This is a genomic window from Butyricimonas faecihominis, assembly GCF_033096445.1.
GTDB classification, from domain to species: Bacteria; Bacteroidota; Bacteroidia; order Bacteroidales; family Marinifilaceae; genus Butyricimonas; species Butyricimonas faecihominis.
Map to the genome: position 1 here is coordinate 4,152,138 of NZ_AP028155.1, position 23,775 is coordinate 4,175,912.

Sequence of the window (23,775 nt, forward strand, 5' to 3'; positions counted from 1 at the left end):
GTCAGGGCCACGTTGTTATTCCCGTTGTTTTCCCGTTGAAAACAGGGGGAAGACAGGGATTAAAGGCGTATCAAATTCGAATCAAAGACGTTTCAAAGACGTTCACGGGTGTCCATGAAAGGTGCTTGCCGGGCGAGAGCGTGGTCCCTTTTCCCGGTCTTGCCGCCTTCCCCTCCCTTTTCCCGGTGGTCTTTCCCGTTTTCCCGGTAAAATTTTTTCTTCCTAACGTTTTGCCAGTCACGGTATTGGTCGGGGGCTTGAAAAAAAGATGAAAAATAATGGTGAAAAAATTTGGAAAAGGGGGAATCATTGCCTTATCTTTGCACCCGCTTTCGAGAGAGAGGGCACGAGGGAAAGAGGTTAAACGAGGGGCGAGAAAAAAAGTTTGAAAAAAAGCTTGAAAAAAATTTGGAGAATGAAAAACAAGCCTTACCTTTGCAGCCGCTTTCAAGAGGAGGGCACGAGGGGATGACGGAAGCGACAAGATGAAAAGAAGAGTTCTTTAAGATATTGAAATGAACAAAACGTAGCGAGCGTGAATCGAAATCGACGGTAGTCGAGATTCATGAAACACATGACCCGGCCAGAACAAAATTTCTGTAAATAACTTTTACCATGAAGAGTTTGATCCTGGCTCAGGATGAACGCTAGCGACAGGCTTAACACATGCAAGTCGAGGGGCAGCACGGTGTAGCAATACACTGGTGGCGACCGGCGCACGGGTGAGTAACACGTGTGCAACCAACCCCGTACCGGGAGATAACCCGCGGAAACGTGGACTAACATCCCATAAGACTCTAGAGCCGCATGGCTCTGGATTTAAAATTCCGGTGGTACGGGACGGGCACGCGCGACATTAGGTAGTTGGCGGGGTAACGGCCCACCAAGCCGACGATGTCTAGGGGTTCTGAGAGGAAGGTCCCCCACACTGGAACTGAGACACGGTCCAGACTCCTACGGGAGGCAGCAGTGAGGAATATTGGTCAATGGGCGCGAGCCTGAACCAGCCAAGTCGCGTGAGGGAAGAATGGTCTATGGCCTGTAAACCTCTTTTGTCAAGGAAGAATAAAAGGTACGTGTACCTTCTTGCCAGTACTTGACGAATAAGCATCGGCTAACTCCGTGCCAGCAGCCGCGGTAATACGGGGGATGCGAGCGTTATCCGGATTTATTGGGTTTAAAGGGCGCGTAGGCGGGACGCCAAGTCAGCGGTAAAAGACTGCAGCTAAACTGTAGCACGCCGTTGAAACTGGCGACCTGGAGACGAGACGAGGGAGGCGGAACAAGTGAAGTAGCGGTGAAATGCTTAGATATCACTTGGAACCCCGATAGCGAAGGCAGCTTCCCAGGCTCGATCTGACGCTGATGCGCGAGAGCGTGGGTAGCGAACAGGATTAGATACCCTGGTAGTCCACGCCGTAAACGATGCTCACTGGATCTTGGCGATACACTGCCAGGGTTCAAGCGAAAGTATTAAGTGAGCCACCTGGGGAGTACGTCGGCAACGATGAAACTCAAAGGAATTGACGGGGGCCCGCACAAGCGGAGGAACATGTGGTTTAATTCGATGATACGCGAGGAACCTTACCCGGGTTTAAATGTAGATTGCATGAGGTGGAAACACTTCTTCCCTTCGGGGCTATTTACAAGGTGCTGCATGGTTGTCGTCAGCTCGTGCCGTGAGGTGTCGGGTTAAGTCCCATAACGAGCGCAACCCCTATCGCCAGTTGCCATCGGTTCAAGCCGGGCACTCTGTCGAGACTGCCACCGTAAGGTGCGAGGAAGGCGGGGATGACGTCAAATCAGCACGGCCCTTACACCCGGGGCGACACACGTGTTACAATGGCCGGTACAGAGGGCAGCCACGGGGTGACCCGGAGCGAATCTCTAAAGCCGGTCGTAGTTCGGACTGGAGTCTGCAACCCGACTCCACGAAGTTGGATTCGCTAGTAATCGCGCATCAGCCATGGCGCGGTGAATACGTTCCCGGGCCTTGTACACACCGCCCGTCAAGCCATGGAAGCCGGGAGTACCTGAAGATCGTGACCGCGAGGAACGGGCTAGGGTAATACCGGTAACTGGGGCTAAGTCGTAACAAGGTAGCCGTACCGGAAGGTGCGGCTGGAACACCTCCTTTCTGGAGCAGGAGCTCATGTGGCTCGCTACCGGCAGTTCATTATCAACGGGATTCCCTCGAGGGATCTTTAGAGACGAGGCTCGTTGCCTTGGTCCCGGCGTTAAATTTTAGATTTAAAGATTTTAGATTCTAGATTTCAATTTAAAATTTAAAATGGCTAAATTTAAAATTGTAAAGTTCTTTGACATGCTGGAACGTTAATGGATCATTTGATCCACGAAGTAAAAATGTAGTAGAATAACACAGAGCCGTCCCCGTAGTGATACAGGGGACAAGGTAAAATTATTTAATAACACGACGCTAACGAACGTGAACAATTAAGGGCGCGCGGTGGATGCCTAGGCTCTCGGAGGCGATGAAGGACGCGATAAGCCGCGATAGGCCACGGCGAGGTGCAAGTAACCCTTGACCCGTGGATTTCCGAATGGGGCAACCCGGCCGTCTAGATGACGGTCATGCAGTAATGCAAGCGAACGCGGGGAACTGAAACATCTCATTACCCGCAGGAGAAGAAAACAAAATGTGATTCCCCCAGTAGTGGCGAGCGAACGGGGAAGAGCCCAAACCGTTGCCGTTTCGGCGACAGCGGGGTCATGGGACCGCGACATTCGACGGAAGACGAAGTGCAATTACCTGGAAAGGTAAGCCGTGGAGGGTGACAGCCCCGTGCACGACACCTCTTTCGAAGATAGCGGTATCCCGAGTAGGGCGGGACACGAGAAATCCTGCCTGAATTCGCCAGGACCGCCTGGCAAGGCTAAATACTCCCGAGAGACCGATAGTGAACCAGTACCGCGAGGGAAAGGTGAAAAGTACCCCGAGCAGGGGGGTGAAATAGACCCTGAACCCGCGCGCCTACAAGCGGTCGGAGCCGGGTAATCCGGTGACGGCGTGCCTTTTGCATAATGAGCCTACGAGTTAGTCGTCACCAGCGAGGTTAAGGGCTTCAGGCCCGTTAGCCGAAGTGAAAGCGAGCCTTAACAGGGCGTTAAGTTGGTGGCGCTAGACGCGAAACCTTGTGATCTACCCACGAGCAGGTTGAAGTCGCGGTAACACGTGATGGAGGACCGAACCGGTAAACGTTGAAAAGTTTTCGGATGACTCGCGGGTAGGGGTGAAAGGCCAATCAAACTGGGAAATAGCTCGTACTCTCCGAAATGCATTTCGGTGCAGCCTGTGATGTTCTGTTCCAGAGGTAGAGCTACTGGTTGGACGCGAGGGCTTCACCGCCTATCAAATCCGGATAAACTCCGAATGCTGGAACACGAAATCATGGAGTGAGCCCGCGGGTGCTAAGGTCCGCGGACGAGAGGGAAAGAACCCGGACCACCGGCTAAGGTCCCGGATGGACAGTTAAGTTGATCAAACGAGGTGGGATCGCTGAGACAGCTAGGATGTTGGCTTGGAAGCAGCCATTCATTTAAAGAGTGCGTAACAGCTCACTAGTCGAGCGATCCCGCGTGGATAATACACGGGCATCAAACTGTCAACCGAAGCCGTGGGGTTAGTGATGAGCTAACCGGTAGGAGAGCATTCCTGCCAGCTTTGAAGGTCACCCGCGAGAGTGACTGGAGCGGCATGAAAAGCAAATGTAGGCATAAGTAACGATAATGGGGGCGAGAACCCCCCACGCCGCAAGACCAAGGATTCCCCGGCAATGTCAATCAGCCGGGGGTCAGCCGGCCTCTAAGGCTAACCCGAACGGGGACGCCGACGAGAAACGGGTTAACATTCCCGTGCTTCTCGTCACCGTGACGCGGTGACGGGGTGATGAATGGACCGCGCGCTGACGGAATAGCGCGTTGAAGGCCGTACCCTTTGACGGTGGTAGTCAAGCACGCCACCGGAGGCGAGAGCCGATAGTACCACGAGACCCCGGTCGAGTGGATAGCGTCCAGGCAATTTACCCCCTAGAAAACCCGCTAAACTTCAAGTGACGAGGAACCGTACTGTAAACGGACACACGTGGTCGGGTAGAATATACCAAGGCGCTCGAGTGATTCATGGTCAAGGAACTAGGCAAAATAGTCCTGTAACTTAGGGATAAAGGACGCTCTAGTGATAGAGCCGCAGAGTAATGGCCCAGGCGACTGTTTACCAAAAACACATGGCTATGCCAAATCGAAAGATGACGTATATGGCCTGACACCTGCCCGGTGCCGGAAGGTTAAGAGGAGAGCTCATCGGAAACGAGAAGGTTTGAATTGAAGCCCCGGTAAACGGCGGCCGTAACTATAACGGTCCTAAGGTAGCGAAATTCCTTGTCGGGTAAGTTCCGACCTGCACGAATGGTGTAACGATCTGGGCACTGTCTCGACCATGAGCTCGGTGAAATTGTAGTTCCGGTGAAGATGCCGGGTACCCGCGACGGGACGGAAAGACCCCGTGAACCTTTACTGCAGCTTCGCGTTGTTCCCGGGCACGGGACGTGTAGGATAGGTCGGAGGCATTGAATCGGTTTCGCCAGGAATCGAGGAGCCATCGTTGAAATACGACCCTTCTCTTGTCTGGGATCTAACCCATTGTAATGGGGACACCGCGTGGTGGGTAGTTTGACTGGGGTGGTCGCCTCCAAAAGCGTAACGGAGGCTTCCAAAGGTACCCTCGGGTTGGTTGGTAATCAACCGTAGAGTGCAATGGCACAAGGGTGCTTGACCGGGAGACCAACGAGTCGATCGGGTGCGAAAGCAGGGCATAGTGATCCGGTGATCCCGCGTGGAAGGGTCATCGCTCAAAGGATAAAAGGTACTCCGGGGATAACAGGCTGATCGCCCCCAAGAGCTCATATCGACGGGGCGGTTTGGCACCTCGATGTCGGCTCGTCACATCCTGGGGCTGGAGAAGGTCCCAAGGGTTCGGCTGTTCGCCGATTAAAGTGGCACGCGAGCTGGGTTCAGAACGTCGTGAGACAGTTCGGTCCCTATCTGTCGTGGGCGCTGGAGATTCGAGAGGTCCTGACTCTAGTACGAGAGGACCGGGTTGGACGCGCCGCTAGTGAACCTGTTATGACGCCAGTCGTACGGCAGGGTAGCCACGCGCGGACGGGATAAGCGCTGAAAGCATCTAAGCGCGAAGCCTGCCTCGAGATGAGATCTCCTTACAGGGTCGTCGTAGACGACGACGTTGATAGGCCACAGGTGTAAAGCCGGTGACGGCAAAGCCGAGTGGTACTAATCACCCGAAAGTTGACGTTCGGTGGGTGAGATGATTCAGTTAACGTTCCAAGCGATTGTCAATCATGTTGATTGACGGTCGATAGAAAGCATGAGATGAAGAAACTTTAAAGATATTGTCACGAGCGGCCGGAGGGCTCGATGAAGTGACTGGAAAACATTAAAAGGTGTCTATAGCGACGGTGATCCACCTCTTTCCATCCCGAACAGAGAAGTTAAGCCCGTTAGCGCCGATGGTACTGCCGACAGGTGGGAGAGTAGGTCGATGCCGAATTTAGAAGAGAGGGCGAGTTCAAGTGACTCGCCCTTTTTTTATTTTGTCTCATTTTCAATTTTCAATTTTCAATTGTTTCATTACCTTTGTGTACATGAGAATTCGGACCAGTATAATATCGATAGGATTAATCTTGTTAGCTTTATTCATTGCCGCTATTTATTTAATAGGGAAAAAGATTAGTGACGTGGGGAACGATATGAATAATGCGAATGCACGAGAGGCTTGTCGATACCGGGCAGAATCTGTTGCATATGAATTTAAGAAAACCGAAGAATTACAGCGATTGGCGAGAGAGTTTTTTTGGAAAAGTGAATCTTACCGGGAGCAGGATTTATTTTCGCTTTTGAAGACGATGCAACAATTGGACCCGAAATTAAGTAGAACTTGGTTTTTCAGGGGCACCAATGATTCTCTACGGTTATTGGAACGGAATAGTTCCGAGTTACGTAAGATGAAACTTTCCGGGATCGAGTTAAAGTATATGTATACATTGTTGGATTCACATACGGATCACCATTTTAGTGGTACGTACCACGAGGATGGAAAGACTTACTGGACGACAATCGAGGCTATTGAGCCTACAGCTACCCGACGTATTCTTTTTGGATTTGATATCTCGTTGACAGACTTACATTCATATTTTGCTGAGGTTACAGGGAAGGTGTCAAGCTACGTGTTTATTGTAAATGAACGGGGTATATTACTTTCGCATCCCGATGAAAATTTATTGGGAACCTCACCTTTCCAAAAAGAAGAGTTGGATTCTATCAAGGAAGTATTAAAAAGTCAGAGTGAATTGGAAATTATGGTTCATTCTAATTTCTTATCTTCACAGGTGCTTCGAATTTACTATCCCCTACTTGTCGGGAGTGAAAAGTGGGTGATTGCCGTTAACGTGCCGCAGTATGGAAATCGGGAGATATTGGATGAATTTCATCGTTACACGGCGATGATTGCCTTGATTACGGTAGTTATATTCGCGATTTTGTTACTTTTTGCCCAGCATAAATGGCGTAAGGAATACCGTTTGCGGCGTAGTTTGGAACAGGAGTCAATGGAACTACATTTACAACAATTAAAAAATCAGATTAACCCTCATTTTTTGTTTAATTCCTTGAATTCCTTGAGTGTGTTAATTGGTTCGGATTCGACTTTGGCGAGGGAATTCGTGTTGAAGTTATCAAAGGTGTATCGCTATTTGCTGGAGACAAGAAACGAAAGCTTGTCCACGGTGAAGGAAGAGATCGAGTTTACCCGGCAGTATTATTTTTTGCAGAAGATTCGTTTTGGGGATCAGTTGGATTTGTCCATAGATGTGAGACCGGATTGTTTGGAAGCAAAGGTTCCTTCGATCAGTTTACAGATGTTAGTAGAGAACGCTATAAAACATAACCAGGTGACTTTGCAAAATCCCTTGCATATTAAAATTTATGATCGGGATGAATATTTAATCGTGGAGAATAATTATCAGCCCCGTGCAGAATCTAGCGAGGAGTCCATGGGCGTGGGTTTCGAACGCATTCAGGCCATTTATGACTTTTATTCTGGTGAGAAATTTGTATGTAATTGTGAAAATGGATGTTACGTTTGTCGACTACCTCTTTTGAAAAATCGTTTATAACAAAAAAACGATGATTCACTCCTTTTTTTCGGGGTTTCACTCCCCTTTTATTTTTATTGATTGAAATCTGTCTTATTATTGTAAAGAATCAGTTAACCAGATAGATTTAATGAATAAAAGAAGTATGGTAAGAACAAAAACATTCATTTTAGGTGCGATAGCCCTTGTTGCCCTATCATTATTGTCAGAACCGGGATATTCTCTGGAAAGACGAAAGAAAAAACATGCCAAGGATACAACGGAAGTGTCTAAACCGGATGCTTACGGGGATTTGGTGAAAAAAGCCAAGATTACTGAAGGTATGGTAAAGATTTTAACGATTGAGAATGATTACTATTTCGAGGTGGCTGATTCGTTGATGGGACGTGATCTTCTAATCGTTAATAAAGTGTCGGGAGTTCCTTACGAGTTGAATGATGCAGGCTTGAATAGAGGAATGGAGTCGAATGACAAACTCGTGCGTTTCTATAAAGATAAATCTATGAACAAGGTGTGGGTGACAACTTACAATGGAAAGGTAAGTGTACCCGAGGGAGATGCGATCAGTGAGTCTGTGAAAGCCAATTATCGCGAGTCTGTGATCGAGTATTTCCCGATCGAGGCTTACGGGAAGGATTCGACTTCCGTGGTTATCAAGGTGAACAAGATTTTTGATGGGAGCGAGAAAAGTTTTAATGATATATATAATGAGATTTCTTTAGGCGGTTCGGTAAAGAAGGACTTGTCGAAGATATTGGGCGTGAAGGTTTTCCCCAAGAATGTGGTGGTAAAGGCGTTGATGACGACGCAGGTGGTTGATGGCGGCGTGGCGGTACCTCTTACGGTTGAAACGACAACAAATTTGGTGTTATTACCTAAGGTACCTATGAAGCCACGTTTCGCCGACCCCCGTGTAGGTTTTTTTGCCACGGAGCATATTTATTTTACAGACGAGCAACAGCAAGTGGAAAAACGGGAATTCGTTCATCGTTGGAGATTGGAACCAAAACCGGAAGATATAGAGAAATATAAAAGAGGAGAGGTCGTAGAGCCTGTAAAACCGATCGTGTTTTATATAGATCCTTCTACCCCGAAACAGTGGAGAGAAGAGATTAAAGCAGGAGTACGGGATTGGCAGGCTGCATTTGAGGCGGCAGGTTTTAAAAATGCTGTTGTCGCAAAGGATGCTCCGGAAGGTGATGAAGATTTTGACATAGACGACATTCGTTATTCGGTCATCACCTACGCAGCATCCCAGCAGGCTAATGCTATGGGGCCGTCCGTGGTTGATCCCCGTTCAGGAGAGATTATCGAGGCTGACGTGGTTTGGTGGCATAACGTGATGTCATTATTGCATACTTGGATGCGAGTACAGACAGCACCGATAGATCCGAGAGCCCGTGCAAATAAATTGAGCGACGAGCATATGGCCAGCGCTATCCGCTTTGTTTCTTCTCACGAGGTAGGGCATACTTTCGGGTTGAAGCATAACATGGGTGCTTCTCATGCTTTCCCCGTGGATTCTTTGAGATCGCCGAGCTTTACGGCAAAAATGGGTGGAACGGCAAGTTCTATCATGGATTATGCGCGTTTTAACTACGTGGCACAACCGGGAGACGGGGTAAAGGAAATTACTCCTAAAATCGGGACGTATGACAAGTTCGCGATTAACTGGGCTTATCGTTGGCTAGACACGGAGACACCTCAAGAGGAGTTGCCGATATTGAATGAATGGATTCAAGAGCATGAAGGTGACCCGATGTACTGGTATGGCGAGCAACAAGACCCGAAAGATCCGATCGATCCTCGTTCTCAGGATGAAGACCTTGGAGATGACATCGTGAAAGCCAATCGTTACGGGATTATGAATCTGAAACGGATTGTTCCGAATATTGTCGCTTGGACAGAGGAAGACGGAGAATCTTTTGCGGAGGCAGGAAAATTATTGATGGCGGTGATAAACCAATGGAAGATGTATGCCGGGCATGTTACGGCTAACGTGGGAGGTATTTATATTAATAACCCGGTGAAGGGAAGTCCGGAGGATCGGTATATCCCGGTGCCGAAAGAGATTCAGAAAGAGAGCGTGAAGTACTTGATTGAAGAGGTATTTATCGTTCCGGAATGGTTGTTCGGTGCTGAGGTCTGGAAGAAGAGTTACCCGATCCAGATGGGCGTGGAATATTCTCCTTACACGGTTGCACGTGAGTTACAGTACGCTACATTCTATAATCTGTTGAAGGACGAGCGTTTGTTGCGTATGTTTGATTCTGAAGCGACTTTAGGTCGGGCGAAGAGTTACACGCCGGAAGAGATGTTCGCGGATATTCATAACGTGATATTTGCCAGCAGTAAGGCTGGGCGTAACTTATCTATCTACGAGCGGATGACACAAAAGAATTTTATCGATGCGATCATCGTTAGCTCGAACAGGGCTGTGGAGAAAACGACCAAGAAAGCGTTGCATCATTCAAACACGTGTTGTTTTGCCTCTAAAGCCCCCGAATTTACGATTGAGCCTAGAGAAGAGGTTCAATTGAGGACCTTACACTTCTCTTCTATGGGTAGAGTTTCCGAGGCTGTATCGGTGAAGAGAGGCGAATTATTGAAAGTTTTAAAATTAGCAGAAAATAAACGAAACACAGGTAATGTAGAAACTCGTAATCATTACGAGGATTTGATTATCCGGATTAAAGAGGCGTTGAATATGAGATGATTTTACACCTTATAACATACAAATTAAATAAGTTAGCATGAAGAAAAGTTTATTATTGATTGCGTTATTGTGTCCGCTTTGGCTGTTTGCCCAAAGCGAGAGCGACTATCGTACGATCAAAGGAGTTGTGATGGACTCCGTGACGAACGAGACTTTGATTGGAGCTACGGTAATGATTGACCCGGATGCGGCAGAGGTTAAGAATCTCGGCCCCAAGGGTACGATTACTGATTTTGACGGAAAGTTTGAATTGAAAGTGCCGAAAGCGGTGAAATATGTGGTGGTTAGTTTTGTCGGTTATAAAAATGCGAAACTGGACGTGACGAAGACCACGGAATTTAAGGTTATGTTGCAACCGGACCAGGAGCAGTTGACCGAGGTGGTGGTGACGGGTTACCAACAGATCGAGAAACGTAAATCGACATCGGCAATTCAGACCGTAAAGATGGATGATATAAAGAGCATCGGTGTTGCTAGTATTGATCAATTGTTAGAAGGACAGGTTGCCGGAATGACATCTATCCCCACGAATGGAGCCCCGGGAGCCCCGAATAAGATGCGTATTCGTAGTACGGTTTCTTTGACGGGGAGTACAGACCCGCTTTGGGTGTTGGATGGAATGATTTTGGAAGGGAATGATATTCCGGCAAATTTCAGTGATAAAGATAATATTGATAATCTTTATAATACTTCAATTGCAGGAGTGAATCCGGCGGATATAGAGAGCATCACAATTTTGAAAGATGCTGCAGCTACAGCTATTTATGGTGCGAAGGCGGCTAACGGAGTTATTGTTGTAACTACAAAAAAAGGAGCTACTGGGAAGATGCGGGTAAATGCTTCTGCCGCAATGTTTATAACAACAAAACCTGATTTAGGGAAATTGAATTTAATGAATGCGTCTGAGAAAGTTGACTTCGAGCTAGGAATGGCTGGTATTTCGGATTTAACTTACAAAACAGATAAGGGTAGCGTTGCTAGGATTTTGAGTGAATTCGATCAATTGGATGTATTTAGAACAGGTGGATTCGATGCAATATCTTTAGATGCTCAGAAGGCGATTAATAATTTGAGAAATACAGGTAGTGATTGGGGCGATTTATTATACCAAAGTGCCGTGAATCAGCAATATAATCTGAGTCTATCGGGAGGATCTGAAAAAGCACGTTACTATGTTTCAGCCGGGTATTATAATGAGCAGGGAACGACTATAGGAACTAGTTTCGAACGTTTCAATGCAACCATGAAGACAGACTTTGATCTTCTTGATAATTTGAAGTTAGGAGTTTCTTTCTTTTTAACTCAAAGTACAAGGAAGAGTTATATAACAGATCTGGATGCTTACACGAATCCGTCTCAATATTCTCGTACCGTGAATCCTTATTTGAATGTAAAGGATGAAGATGGACGTTATATATATGATCAGGATATAGATGGACTAAATGAAGCGTATATTCAATTCAATATTTTAGAAGAGAGGAAGAATACAGATTATTCTTTGAAAAACTTAGCCATAAAACCCATGTTAACATTGGAGTATAAACCGGTTTCTTGGTTACGTTTGTCCACGCAATTTGGTATGCAACTGGAAAATTCAAAAACGGAGAAGTTTGCAGATCAAGATTCGTACTATGTTAGAAAATATAGACAATATACTGAATATGGTAGTTATAATAATAAAAAGTATTTCTTGCCTGATGGCGGCATAATTCAGAACTGGGATGATGAGATGTCACAATACCAGTGGAAACTGCAAGGGGAGTTTAATAAAGTTTTTAACGAACTACATTCGGTAGATGTGATGGCCGGAATGGAAATGCGTGGGAATAAGAGTACGCAGATACATACAAAGGGATTTGGATTTGATTCTAGGGCGTTGACAACGAAACCATTAATTATTCCAGAAAGTGTAAGTTCTGCCAATGATGCAAAATTCAAGCAATATCAAAAAACAGAGAATGAGAACCGTTATCTTTCATACTATATGACAGCGTCTTATTCTTACGATAATCGTTATACGGTATTCGGAAGTATGCGTTTTGATGGTTCCAATTTGTTTGGTGTTGCGAAGAAATACAAATATCTTCCTCTTTGGGCGCTTTCTGCCGCTTGGAATATTAACCGGGAAGAGTTCATGCAAAATGCTGATTGGCTGACAAATTTGAAATTGCGTGTTTCTTATGGATTGCAGGGTAATGTAGATAAGAATACCTCACCTTATGTTGTTGGTACTTGGAATAACACGTCGATATTGCCAGGAGTTGATGAACCTATTATAAATGTGACATCACCTCCCAATCAGAATTTGCGTTGGGAAAAGACTAAGAACTGGAATGTCGGTTTAGATATGGGAGTTTTGAATAATCGTATTTCTTTCAGCGTGGATGGATATTACCGGAAGAGCGAGGATTTGATTGGAACGAGATCATTGCCACAGGAAAACGGATTCCAATTTTCCACGGTGAACTGGGCTGAAGTTACGAATAAGGGATTTGAATTCTCTTTGTCGACGGTGAACGTTCGTACAAAAGATTTCCGTTGGGTGATGGATTTTAATATCGCGCACAACGTAAGTAATGTGGATAAAATTAATGTCAGAGATGACTCGTGGACTCCATCTATCGAGGGACATTCTATCGGGGCTTTGTTTAAGTTGAACACGGCAGGATTGGATGAGAATGGGTTACAAATGTTCTGGAAGAATGGAGAAAAAGTATCATACGTGGATTTCTATGGTTTGGTTGATGATATCGGGTGGGGATATGGAACGAGATCAACACTGACGAACGAGGAAATTCGTAATCTATATACTTATGCAGGAACATCGGAACCCAAGTTTACGGGAGGTTTTATTAATCGTTTCTATTATAAAAATTTTGATTTAACGATTAGTTCTAGCTTTATTATAAAACAGACTATGCAGGAAACTCCATTCTATCGTCCGGCAGAAATGTCGCCAGGATCGAATTATTCTAAAAGAGCTGCAGATATTTGGTCTCCTTCTAATCCTTCGGGTAAATATCCGAAGCTAGTGAGTGGATCAATGGAAGATGTTGAATCTGTGATGGCTTATGTGTGGATGAATATTGGAGATTCCGGTAACTCGTTTAAAAATTACGATTATTGGTTCAAGGATATGAGTTATTGGAGAATAAGTAGTATTCGTCTAGGTTATACATTACCTTCTGAGATTGCAAAGAAGCTACATTTAGGTGCTGCAAGAATTAGTTTTGAAGCACGGAATCCTTTTGTGGTCGCAACGAGTTATAAAGGGTATTTTGATCCGGAAACTTGGGGGAATATTTATACTCAGCCTCTACCGAAAACATTTTCATGTGGTATAGATCTTACATTTTAATTAAAACTAGACAATGATGAAAATAAAGAATATATTTTATATCATATCGTTCGTTCTACTATCCTCGTGTAATTACCTGGATGTAGAACCAACAGGAAAAGTGATCCCGGAAAAAGTGACGGAATTTAGGGCAATGATGACGTCTGCATATAGTAAGTTTCCTAATTATAAACATTTGCTGAGTTTACGTGCGGATGAAACATTTCCTTTTACGGGAGAATACAGTGCATATGATCGGTTTGTTGATTTTGCTATTTGGAATGATAATTCTCCCAGTATGACGGAAACTTATCCTTGGGTGACGTTGTATAATACCATTTTTTACACGAATAGCGTGATAGATGATGTGATGAGTTCGGAGGTGGATACTTATGATGACACGAAAGAGCAAATAAAAGCAGAAGCTTTATTATTACGAGCCTATGCACATTTTGAATTATTGAATTTGTATGCAGTTCCCTATAATGCTTCAACAGCGGCATCCGATAAGGGGATTCCAATATCAACGAGAATTGATATAGAACAGGATTTTGTTCGGGCAACGGTAGAAGACGTGTACACGCAAATCTTGTCTGATATAGAAGAAGGACGTGGTTTACTACAAGTTGATGAGCAACCGGTAAGTGTAAAATATCGTTTCTCGAAGGAATCAGGTTTGGCTTTGGAGGCTCGGGTTCGGTTGTACCGTGCAGAATGGGATAAGGCTTTAGCTTTGGCCGAGGAATTGATACCAACGTGTCAGTTGGAGGATTTGAATGATGCTGCAGCGACTTCTCCTTATGATGTGTCTTCTAAAGAGGCAATATTGGCATTGGAAAGAGTTGTTAGCCATGATTTAGCAACCGAGACTTATATTTTACCTGCGTTGAAAAATCAATATAATCTGGAGGAAGATTTACGTGTAAGTCGTTACTTTACATCGAATGGAGATGATCTTGTTCCGAACAAATGTAATGGAGATAACATGAAAGTAACATTCCGTAGTGGTGAGATTTATTTGATTGCTGCAGAAGCTGCCGCTCATGTGAATGGGAAATTGGATCTCGCTAAAACTCGATTAAAAGAGTTAGTAAAGAACAGGTTGACTCCTGCATATTATTCTCGGAAAGCCTCTGAAATTGATGGAATGGGACAAGAGGAGTTAATAAATGAAATAGCAAATGAGAGGGCTCGAGAATTGGCTTTAGAAGGACATCGGTGGTATGATTTGCGTAGAACAACACGTCCTGAGATTGTAAAGACATATACGAATCAAGAAGGGAAGACGGAGACTAAGACGTTGGGGAAAGATGATCCCCGTTATACGATCTCATTCCCGTTGGAGGCTACAACAAATAACCCGAATTTAAGAGACTAATTTGTATGTTACTAGGTTGATCTAGTAGTTGGAAGGCCGTGGGGGTGGTTCCCCACGGCTATTTTTATTGTTTCATGAATTATTTTCGTTATTTTTGTGAATACTGAAATGATGGATGAAAGAATCCGGAGAAAGTATTGATAAAAATAGCCTATGAATGCAATTATAATTGAAGATGAATATCTTGCAGCGGCAGAGTTGGAACGGTTGTTGGGAGAGGTAGCCCCGGAGATCACGATATTGACGAAACTGGATTCGGTGAGCGAGAGTGTGAAATGGTTGAAGAAGAATAAGGCCGATGTGATTTTCATGGATATTCATCTGGGGGACGGGCAGAGTTTTGATATTTTCGAGCAGGTGGAGATCACGGTACCGGTTATTTTTATCACGGCTTATGATGAATATGCGCTCAAGGCATTCAAATATCAGGGGATTGATTATATATTAAAGCCTTTTGATAAAGAGGAATTACAGCAAGCATTGAATAAACTGGAATCGCTTTCCCCGGTAAATGCTCCTTTCCCCGTGGCATCGTTGACCGTGTATCAGGAGCGTTTTCTGGTTACCGTGGGGACGAAGATGAAATCCGTAACGGTGGGGGATGTTGCCTATTTCATGGCGGATGGGAAATATCTGGTACTTTTCACCCGTGACGGGCAAAATTATATTTTGGATCAAACGATCAGTGGTATAGAGACGAAATTGAATCCGGCACAGTTTTTCAAGATCAATAGGAAATTTATTATCAGCTATAATTCGATCAAGGAAATGGTGAAATACTCCAATAGTAGAATCAAGATCGTGTTAACCCCGGCGCCTCCTGCCGGAATTGAGGCAATCGTGAGTTCCGAGAGGATTCAAGAGTTTAAGCAATGGCTGAATCAATGAAGTAAAACTTATAAACTAAAGACGTGCCAAAAGTTCCTTTTGACACGTCTCCCTATTGATTACCTAGTTGTTTAACCTGTTTAATTTCCCATAAAGACGATACCTACGCTGATCGTGAAGTTTTGCATGGCTTCCACTTTCCCGGATTTGGTTCCGTAGGTGTATTTAGCCCCGATGTTGAATGCAAATTGGTCATTGACGGGGATAATGGTACCTATTTCGGGTGCGAAAGCGAATTGCCATCTTGCGTTCGTGGCAGTGAATTGTCCCAGATCGGTTTTTAGTTCTGTCCAACTGGTACCTAATCCGAGTCCTAGGTAAGGTCTGAACATGGTGTTTTGATCTGTCAGCCAGTAACGTCCCATCACCATGATGGGTACCGTGTTGATGTAGCGGTATTGATAACCGGTGATCGTGTGAATATCTTTGCTACCTTTGAACAGGAAGTCTCCCGTTAATTTACCTTTGTCCTTGTAGAACGTGTTCCAACCGATCATACCCCCGATAGAGAATTTCTCGTTTAGGAAATGATGGTATTCAAGATCCATACCTCGGAAACTCATTTTGCCGGCATAGTCATTCATTTTTCCAAGTGGAACAGACATCTGGTAGTTTAAGTTCAGCATTTGTCCTTTTACTAATGGGCTAAGCCCGAATAGTATGAGCGATATAATTAATAACTTTCTCATAATCATTTAAATTTAAAATTGACAATTAATGATCTATCCTACTATTTTTTCAAGTACGGTGACTGGATGAAACACTGGTCAATCGTCGTTTCCATTCTGTCAATAATAGATTGTTTTGATCCTTGTAACAAACCGTCGGCGATGCCGCTCCAGAGTACAGGAACTTTCTTGGTTGAGCTGGCTTCCTGATTGGTCGCGATCATGTCGATCACGATGGAACCGCTTCTGTAAGAATATACTGTTACCGGGTACCACGGGTATGAAGGCCCCCAACCCGGACCCCATGTCGGACCCCAGATCCAGTTCCAGCCCGGATACCAACCCCAGTAGTTATACCAGTAGTCAGAGCCATAATAGTAGTTCACGTTAGAGAAAGCTGATACGGTGACAATGAAACTCGGTTGTTGATCTTCCTCGCTAGTCGGTTCGATGTACGAGTATCCGAGTTGGGTAAAATTGTCTTTTACCAGTTGTAAGATTTGGGCATCGAATTCGTGGTTCGGAGTTTCTCCTTTTGCCACGAAATAAACAATAGTGTCGGGGAGCGAGAATGTGGTGTACTTGGTGAAGTCCGCATTTTTGTCATAATTCGTTATGGCAACGTCCATCTCCTCCACGTTGTCAGCGCCTCCGGGATAGCATGATACCAGAAACTGTGCAAACAGCCCGATGAATGATAAAAATAATAAACGTTTCATACTGTGTTAGTTTTAGTTTAACAATTGTTGCTAATATATTTATCTACAACGAGATAATCATTACAAGCGATGAATGTCAAGTTTTGCTCACTTGTGAGGTTTTATACGCCGACTTGGGCGATAGGTTTCAGCTACACGATTATTTTTTTTCGTGAACCTGTTCTGTGTTAATCCGGTAGTATGAATTTTTAGAGGCTATTCGGGTTCCGTGCTTAGGATAAGGCGGTAGTTGTGATCTTTGGCGATATTCATCACTTTCACGATTTGTTCCAAGGGAACAGATTTATCTGCTTGAAGAGAGATACACGGATCTTCCAATTCCCGTAGTTCTTCCACGAGGCGGCGCTCCAGCATGGAGAAAGGGATTACTTTTTCGTTCAAGTAGAACGTGTAGTTTTTGTCGATAGACACGACCGTGACAGGTTTGTCCGAAGTTTGATTCGTGCTTTTGGGTAATAATAATTTCAATGCGTTGGGATTGATCAACGTCGAGGATATCATGAAGAATAGCAACAATAGGAAGAATATGTCGGTCATGGACGACATGTTGAAATTCGGGTTGATCTTGCTTTTACGTTTTATGGCCATGACGAAATAATTGAAAATTGAGAATTGAAAATTATTTTTTGGGACGGAGGTATTCGATAAGTTCAGAGGAGTAGTGTTCCATGCGGAAAACGATTTTGTCAACACGGGCAACCAAAAAATTGTAGGCCAGTTGGCCGATGATTCCGACGATCAACCCGGCCACGGTGGTGATCATGGCGGTGTAGATACCCCGGGAGAGAAGACCAATGTCGATGCTGTTTCCGGCCATGGACATATCGTAAAAAGATTGTACCATCCCGACCACGGTTCCCAAGAATCCGATCATGGGAGCGGTTCCGGCACAAGTGGCTAGGGTCGGAAGACCTCGTTCCAAGTTGGCGACCTCGTAATTGGCCGTGTCTTCCATGGCCTGACGAATTTCTTGTGGGTCTTCGTTGCTTATTTTGATTCCCTTGGCGATAGTGTGTGCCAGTGGCGAGCCTTCTTTTTCACATTCTTCGAGCGCAGCACGTGTGTTTCCGGTTTTCAAGGTTTCTTGTATTTTTTCCATGAAAGGGACATCCGTTAGCCCTGTTTTATGGATAAGCCAGAATCTTTCGCAAGCGATGTAGATAATGATAACAGACAGTATAAATATGGGGATCATCAACCAGCCGCCCATTACGACCATATCCCATAGATTCATTCCAGCGTTGTTCGCGGGTGCAGTTTGCACTGCCAGTATAAAAGTTCTAATCATACTCGTTTTTTATAGTCGTGCGAAGATAATGTGGTTTTTATGAATTCACAAATTAGAGGGGAGAAAGTTTGTAAAGTCTATAAAGTTCATAAGGTTTGTAAAGTTAATAGAGGCCTTCGAACAATGTTTAGCGGCAGCTTTGGCTGCCATCGACAAAGCTACCGCTAAAGTTAACGGATGTTATGAACTTTTAGAACCGAAGGTTCAACTTTATAACTTTACAAACTAGAGGTGTGCCAAAAGTCTTTTGACACACCTCTTGCATTATCGGGATCTGATTTCCTTTCTCATGAAAGAACCATACGAGAGTGCGAAACAGATGACGGTGGCGGCAATCAGTCCCGTGAGTTGTGGCCAGACAACCATTAAACTTTGTCCCAGTGGTAGCGGGCTGGGGATTGCCCCATGAACCTGTTCCATGGTCAAGGGACCCAAGCTACGAACCGAGGGCATCAGTAGTGTTGTGGTTGCCTCGTTGAAGAGCATGCTTGGGGCAAAACGCAATAGGTTGAGCATGAATTTCTGGTAACTGATGACTTGGTAGGCGCTAGCCATGGCCGAGGGGCTGATGGCTTTACCGACCAAGTTGATAATCATGTTGTAAAAGACGCTGAAGAATAACCATACGGCCACGCATGCCAAAGCCGAGGTGGCGGCCTGTTTGAACTTTATCGAGAAGAAAATGGATAAGTTCAGCCAGAAGGCCACGTAAATAATACTAACCACTACAAAGGCTATAATACGCAAAAACTCTTCCGCTGTCGGCGGTATTCCTATCGCTATTAGCCCGAATCCCATAACCAGAAGTGCAAGGGCTAGTAACATGCTCCCGATGACGATCAAGGCTCCCACGAATTTGGCGTTGATCAGGTAATCCCGGTGAATGGGTTGGGACAGGATGCGACTAAGCGTTCCTTTACTTTGTTCGGAATTGATGGCATCAAACCCGAGCGCGATGCCCAATAACGGCCCGAGAAAGTTAATGAAAATCACGAACGAGGGCAGGGTGCCGTCGGATACGGTGAATAGTTTCAAAAACAAGAATGAACCGTCGGGATCATTGGGTTTGATGGCTGCCCCGATATTGGTTAATGCCGTGTAGAGGGAACCCATGCAAGTCAGCGCGATAATGGCTATCAGGATGATGAATTTCCAGCTTCTGACATGGTCGGCCACTTCTTTACGGACAATTACCCAGAACGGACTTTGTATTTTATTCATGGCTTTTTCCTCCTCCGAAATAACGGTTATACATATTTTCGAGCCCGTGTTCCTCGTTTTGTAACTCGTTGACGTTGACCTCTGCCAAGAGTTTACCTCCCCCGAACAGGCCTACCCGGTCGCAGATTTGCTGAACTTGATCCAGATGATGGGAAGAGAATAGTACGGTCAGCCCGTTTTCTTCTCTTAATTGCCGGATCAAATCCATGAATTCCTGAACCCCTGCTGGGTCAATACCGGATGTCGGTTCGTCAAGGATAATCACTTCCGGTTGCTTGATCAGCACATCCGCCAGTCCGAGACGTTGGCGCATACCCCGGGAGTATTTCCCGGCTTTCTTCTGTGTGTCAACCGGTAGCCCTACCCGTTCGAGTAATTCCTCGGCCTTGTTTCTTGCATCCGCTTCCGGGATCCGGTTCAGGCGGGCCGTGTATAACAGGTTTTCGATACCTGTCATGTCATCATAGAATCCGACGTCTTCCGGCAGGTAACCCACCTTTTCCCGTACTTGTATCGGGTTCCGGGTTGAATTGATCCCGCAGACCTGTACCGTTCCGGAAGTCGGGTCCGTCAATCCGAGCATCATTAGGATTGTCGTGGATTTACCGGCCCCGTTCGGGCCGAGAATCCCGAATATTTCCCCTTTTTGGACGGCGAGATTTATGTGGTCAACAGCGGTGAATTTCCCGTACTTTTTCGTCAGTTCATGAAGTTCGATGATAGGCTCGCTCATGATTTACCTCCTTCCATATTTGCGGAACAGGTAGTACACGCATCCCAAGGCGACAAGGATGACCAGTACGCCCATCCAACCCCAGATCATGGGTGTTCTCACTGCGATTCTGAAATCTGCCGAGGAGTTTACTTCCGGAGTTTTGGCCGATATTTTAGTCACGTAGTCTCCCGGAAGAGCTTTTTTGGATGCTTTTACCGTGGCCGTGACGTTAGCGGTTTCACCTGCTTTCAAGCGATTGATTTTTGCCGGTTCGAAGGTTACTTCCCAGTCAACCGGTTTGTTGGCAGATAGCTGGATGTCTTTTAGTTCTGCCGATCCGGTATTCCGGACAATTAAGTCTATATTTTTGTTATCTCCTGCGGTGATCTCGCTGCTGAGCAGGCCACGGGGTGTTGTCAGTTCCATCTGGTAGGTTCCCGTGATCACGACTTCCAGGTCTAGCTCGGCAGAGGTGGTGCTTGTCGTGGCACGTACCGGAATCTTGTAACTTCCGGCTTCAACGTTGGCCGGAGGGTTAATGTCAATCGTGATGTTCTGGGTGGCATTCGGTTCAACTTGGGCCGATGTGGCTTGCTTGTAGTTTGCCTTGAAGACCACGTTCCAGCCTCTGGGAGCTTGTGCCATCAGCGCGTAGAGCTGTTGTTCTGCTGTTTGGTTTTTCAGCGTGGCGTTGAAGGTAAACGAGGATTTGGAGTTCCCTTGCATGTTGGGTTGATTCGTGGTAAAATCGGTTTGGTAGGTTCCTTGTTTGGAGACCGTGATCGCGATGGGGAGTTCTCCAAGTCCCTCGGCAACAACCGTGAAACGGTAAGTTCCTTTGTTGACTTTTAGCGGGATGTCCACTTTTAACGAAACGTTCTTTTTGTCGTGGGGTAGGACCGCAAGTTCACTGATGGTCCACGTGCCGGCCTTTAGTTCGTAATTCCAGCCTCGTGGCAGTCCTTTCACGGATAAGTTCACGTTTTTAACTACATCGTAGTTGTTGATAACGTCAATACTGTAGTTTACAGATTCTCCCGGTGGAACAGCGATTTTCGTGTAGGGAGTGTACAGAATCACATTCTTGTCGGATTCCGAGGCCTGCAATTGTATGGGAAGAACACCCATCAGCAGTACCAGTAACAGATTAAAATAATTTGCACGCATTGTCATAAAAATTTTCATTAGATAATTTTGATATGATTTTCAATACGTTTCCAAATATATATACTATCTGTATTACTTATTTTTAAAAGATTTGAAAAAAAATTATTTTGGTTCATAAGGTTCGTAAAGTGACGGGAGTCCTTCGAACCGTGTTTAATGGTTGTTCTAGCTACAATAGACAAAGCGTCCTGTAAGGACGCTTTGACTTTATGAACCTTATAAACCTTATGAACTTTATAACCCCATCATAGTAGCATGATCACGCTAGCCGATAGTGTGCTGATGCAAATCCAAAGGATGATGCCTAACAGGATCGGTTTGAAACCAACTTGTTTGATGGTATCTTTAGAGAGTCCGGCACCGATGAGGAATAGTGTGAATAACATTCCGACTTTAGCGAATCCCACGATTTGAGTGTAGAGATGTCCCCATTGCGGCGTGTAGGTAGCGATGATCATGGCGACAATGTAGAAGAAAATAAAGTAAGGAATGGATATTTTTGATTTGGTGTTTGTTCCTTTATTATAGAAGAAGGCGGCGATCAATGAAACCGGGATGATCCAAAGCGCCCGGATCAGTTTGGTCGTGGTGGCGATAGCCAAAGCCTCGTTACTGTACGTTTTAGCTGCACCTACCACGGAACTCGTGTCGTGGATGGCGATAGCGCACCAGTATCCGAATTGATGATCGTCCATTTCCAGCCAGCGTCCGATTATTGGGAAGATGAATAGTGCCACGGCGTTAAGCATGAAAATGGTTCCCATGGCCACGGTGATGTCCTTGTCTTTGGCTTTAATGACAGGAGCCAAGGCGGCAATGGCACTTCCCCCGCAGATGGCGGTTCCCCCGGAAACGAGGAATCCGGTGTCCCGGTTGACTCTTAGTTTGCTGGTAAAGAATAATCCCAAACCGATGGTAACGACAATAGAAAATATGGTGAATAGGATTCCTGTTTTCCCGGCCTCGATGGCTTGTTCCACGTTCATACCGAAACCTAGTCCTACAACGGATATTTGGAGAAGTATATGGGTGATCCGGCTATTGATTGCCAAGAACGGGTGACCGATAGTCAGCGATAAAATTAGACCTAGTAAAAGGGCAAAGCCCGGATCAAGAAATGGTACAAGAAATAAAGCTACGATGAAAAGTACTTCCTTTTGATTTTTGTTCAGTTGAATTTTGCTCATAATCTTTAGTTATTTGTTCGGTGCAAAATTCTCTCAAATATATGAATCTTGGAAATAAGAAATATTCAGATGGTATAACTTTTAGTTATACTTCAATTACCTCTATATTTTATGTTTCGATTTCCGATTCCGGGATTCGCAGAATCTCAGGAGTAGCTCGGCGTAGGGGTCAATGGTACCCTGCTTGTGAATGGCATAGAGCGTGCGGGAGATTTCGAGGTTGTCGATGTCGATGATTTTTAGCAAGCCACAGGCCAGTTCGTCTTGGATGGAAAACACGGAGACCAAGGCATGGCAATTGGAGTGTTTGAGGTATTGTTTGATTCCCTCGGTACTTCCGATAACGATCTGTTGGTTTAGCTCGTTGATAGACATCCCGGCTGCGGATAGCTGGCGCTGGATAATATTATATGTTCCGGAGCCTTCTTCCCGAACGACGAATTTTAACGTCTTCAGTTGTTCTTTCGTGATCGATTCCGGGGAATCATTTTTGGCCGAGGTAACCAGGACGATTTCATCCCTTAAAAAAGGGATGTAGTGAATGTCCGTTTGCGAGGGTACACCTTCAATGAAGGCGAGTTGGATGTTTTTATCCAGTAATTCCTGCTCGATCTGGTAGGTGTTACCGCTGATCAGGTTTATTTCGATATAGGGATGAGTTTCCCGGAAACGGGCCAAGTATTCGGGTAATATGTACTGGGATAGCGTGGTACTGGCCCCGATGTGTAAAGTCCCGGAGAACTCTTTTTTCATGTGCTGCAGGTTGAAGGTGATGATGCGTTCCCGTTCAATCAGTTCTTCGCTTTGTTCCAAGAGGTATTTCCCGGCAGGGGTAAGCATCAACCGCCCTTTCTCACGATCAAAAAGAGTGATCCTCAATCCCTTTTCCAGTTCCTTGATACTTTTGGAAATGGCCGGCTGGGAAAGTCGTAATATCTCGGCAGCTTTTGTCGTGTTCAAATGCTTTGCCGTGTGATAAAAGATCGTGAGTTTATGGTCTAGCATCTTGTTTACTTTTAATTCTGAACAAAGGTAGAGAAAAATGGTCAATCTATTGCTTTAAAGTACACGTTCCTTTGCATCGTGGCTATTTTGACGTCATTATTGGTAAAAAGATAGTAATAATCATGTAATAATCTGATGTAAGTCTTTGAGGGGAGTTCATTCGCACTTGTAGTTCTATTGACAATGGGCGATGAAAGGGCGATGAAAGGGTGTGAGATGGGAGAGAGGAGATTATTACGGTGGCTTTTGTATGTTTTTATGGAGAATATATAGTGTTAAATGGCTAATTTTTTTCTTGA

The 23,775-nt window shown here is 45.2% G+C and carries 14 protein-coding genes and 3 rRNA genes; 8 read left to right on the top strand and 9 right to left on the bottom strand.

All coding sequences use genetic code 11. The features are described from left to right. The first annotated feature begins 612 nt into the window (after positions 1-612). The 8 genes from R8806_RS17175 to R8806_RS17210 all read left to right on the top strand — a co-directional run bounded on the left by R8806_RS17175 (position 613) and on the right by R8806_RS17210 (position 15,506). Positions 613-2,137, top strand: a 16S ribosomal RNA gene (locus R8806_RS17175). 307 nt (positions 2,138-2,444) lie between these two features. Then, positions 2,445-5,331: ribosomal RNA gene (locus tag R8806_RS17180) — 23S ribosomal RNA — on the top strand. A 142-nt stretch (positions 5,332-5,473) separates the two neighbouring features. Further along, positions 5,474-5,584, top strand: a 5S ribosomal RNA gene (rrf, locus tag R8806_RS17185). The 16S, 23S and 5S rRNA genes sit together here, the layout of an rRNA operon. A gap of 94 nt (positions 5,585-5,678) precedes the next feature. Further along, positions 5,679-7,208, top strand: a complete 1,530-nt coding sequence (locus tag R8806_RS17190) for a histidine kinase (RefSeq protein ID WP_151411545.1) — start codon at positions 5,679-5,681, stop codon at positions 7,206-7,208. 124 nt (positions 7,209-7,332) lie between these two features. Further along, positions 7,333-9,903: a zinc-dependent metalloprotease gene (locus R8806_RS17195; protein ID WP_124316022.1), complete on the top strand. Its 2,571-nt coding sequence runs from the start codon at positions 7,333-7,335 to the stop codon at positions 9,901-9,903. A gap of 37 nt (positions 9,904-9,940) precedes the next feature. Further along, positions 9,941-13,261: a SusC/RagA family TonB-linked outer membrane protein gene (locus R8806_RS17200; protein WP_124316023.1), complete on the top strand. Its 3,321-nt coding sequence runs from the start codon at positions 9,941-9,943 to the stop codon at positions 13,259-13,261. Positions 13,262-13,274: 13 nt separating this feature from the next. Continuing rightward, entirely contained in the window at positions 13,275-14,618 is a 1,344-nt protein-coding gene (locus tag R8806_RS17205; protein ID WP_229782950.1) for a RagB/SusD family nutrient uptake outer membrane protein, read from the top strand. 153 nt (positions 14,619-14,771) lie between these two features. Beyond that, complete coding sequence (locus R8806_RS17210) at positions 14,772-15,506, top strand: LytR/AlgR family response regulator transcription factor (RefSeq protein WP_087422521.1); 735 nt, start codon at positions 14,772-14,774, stop codon at positions 15,504-15,506. An 80-nt stretch (positions 15,507-15,586) separates the two neighbouring features. On the opposite strand, the gene R8806_RS17215 is transcribed toward R8806_RS17210, so the two are convergent. The 9 genes from R8806_RS17215 to R8806_RS17255 form a co-directional block, all read right to left on the bottom strand. Further along, on the bottom strand, positions 15,587-16,195 hold the full coding sequence (locus tag R8806_RS17215; RefSeq protein WP_087422527.1) for an outer membrane beta-barrel protein: 609 nt from the start codon (positions 16,193-16,195) through the stop codon (positions 15,587-15,589). Positions 16,196-16,236: 41 nt separating this feature from the next. Then, positions 16,237-16,893 carry a DUF4136 domain-containing protein gene (locus tag R8806_RS17220; RefSeq protein ID WP_027201729.1) on the bottom strand — a complete coding sequence of 219 codons (657 nt, stop codon included), beginning with the start codon at positions 16,891-16,893 and terminating at the stop codon, positions 16,237-16,239. A 195-nt stretch (positions 16,894-17,088) separates the two neighbouring features. After that, positions 17,089-17,481 carry an ExbD/TolR family protein gene (locus R8806_RS17225; RefSeq protein WP_027201730.1) on the bottom strand — a complete coding sequence of 131 codons (393 nt, stop codon included), beginning with the start codon at positions 17,479-17,481 and terminating at the stop codon, positions 17,089-17,091. Positions 17,482-17,512: 31 nt separating this feature from the next. After that, complete coding sequence (locus tag R8806_RS17230) at positions 17,513-18,181, bottom strand: MotA/TolQ/ExbB proton channel family protein (RefSeq protein ID WP_124316024.1); 669 nt, start codon at positions 18,179-18,181, stop codon at positions 17,513-17,515. A 264-nt stretch (positions 18,182-18,445) separates the two neighbouring features. After that, a complete protein-coding gene (locus R8806_RS17235; protein ID WP_087422533.1) occupies positions 18,446-19,402 on the bottom strand; it encodes an ABC transporter permease in 957 nt (318 codons plus the stop codon). After that, positions 19,395-20,135, bottom strand: a complete 741-nt coding sequence (locus R8806_RS17240) for an ABC transporter ATP-binding protein (RefSeq protein ID WP_124316025.1) — start codon at positions 20,133-20,135, stop codon at positions 19,395-19,397. The genes R8806_RS17235 and R8806_RS17240 overlap by 8 nt, the downstream gene beginning before the upstream one ends. A gap of 3 nt (positions 20,136-20,138) precedes the next feature. Further along, the gene (locus tag R8806_RS17245; protein ID WP_124316026.1) at positions 20,139-21,284 is read right to left on the bottom strand and encodes a COG1470 family protein; all 1,146 of its coding nucleotides are present in this window, start codon (positions 21,282-21,284) and stop codon (positions 20,139-20,141) included. A gap of 245 nt (positions 21,285-21,529) precedes the next feature. Further along, a complete protein-coding gene (locus R8806_RS17250) occupies positions 21,530-22,471 on the bottom strand; it encodes a YeiH family protein (protein WP_124316027.1) in 942 nt (313 codons plus the stop codon). A gap of 102 nt (positions 22,472-22,573) precedes the next feature. Beyond that, positions 22,574-23,476 (bottom strand): LysR substrate-binding domain-containing protein, encoded by a 903-nt coding sequence (locus R8806_RS17255; RefSeq protein ID WP_124316028.1) that lies wholly within the window; start codon positions 23,474-23,476, stop codon positions 22,574-22,576. Positions 23,477-23,775 lie beyond the last annotated feature (299 nt).

Coding starts and splice junctions, on each gene's coding strand:
- R8806_RS17190 (WP_151411545.1), top strand. CDS start 5,679: ATGAGAATTCGGACCAGTATAATATCGATAGGATTAATCTTGTTAGCT.
- R8806_RS17195 (WP_124316022.1), top strand. CDS start 7,333: ATGGTAAGAACAAAAACATTCATTTTAGGTGCGATAGCCCTTGTTGCC.
- R8806_RS17200 (WP_124316023.1), top strand. CDS start 9,941: ATGAAGAAAAGTTTATTATTGATTGCGTTATTGTGTCCGCTTTGGCTG.
- R8806_RS17205 (WP_229782950.1), top strand. CDS start 13,275: ATGATGAAAATAAAGAATATATTTTATATCATATCGTTCGTTCTACTA.
- R8806_RS17210 (WP_087422521.1), top strand. CDS start 14,772: ATGAATGCAATTATAATTGAAGATGAATATCTTGCAGCGGCAGAGTTG.
- R8806_RS17215 (WP_087422527.1), bottom strand. CDS start 16,195: ATGAGAAAGTTATTAATTATATCGCTCATACTATTCGGGCTTAGCCCA.
- R8806_RS17220 (WP_027201729.1), bottom strand. CDS start 16,893: ATGAAACGTTTATTATTTTTATCATTCATCGGGCTGTTTGCACAGTTT.
- R8806_RS17225 (WP_027201730.1), bottom strand. CDS start 17,481: ATGGCCATAAAACGTAAAAGCAAGATCAACCCGAATTTCAACATGTCG.
- R8806_RS17230 (WP_124316024.1), bottom strand. CDS start 18,181: ATGATTAGAACTTTTATACTGGCAGTGCAAACTGCACCCGCGAACAAC.
- R8806_RS17235 (WP_087422533.1), bottom strand. CDS start 19,402: ATGAATAAAATACAAAGTCCGTTCTGGGTAATTGTCCGTAAAGAAGTG.
- R8806_RS17240 (WP_124316025.1), bottom strand. CDS start 20,135: ATGAGCGAGCCTATCATCGAACTTCATGAACTGACGAAAAAGTACGGG.
- R8806_RS17245 (WP_124316026.1), bottom strand. CDS start 21,284: ATGCGTGCAAATTATTTTAATCTGTTACTGGTACTGCTGATGGGTGTT.
- R8806_RS17250 (WP_124316027.1), bottom strand. CDS start 22,471: ATGAGCAAAATTCAACTGAACAAAAATCAAAAGGAAGTACTTTTCATC.
- R8806_RS17255 (WP_124316028.1), bottom strand. CDS start 23,476: ATGCTAGACCATAAACTCACGATCTTTTATCACACGGCAAAGCATTTG.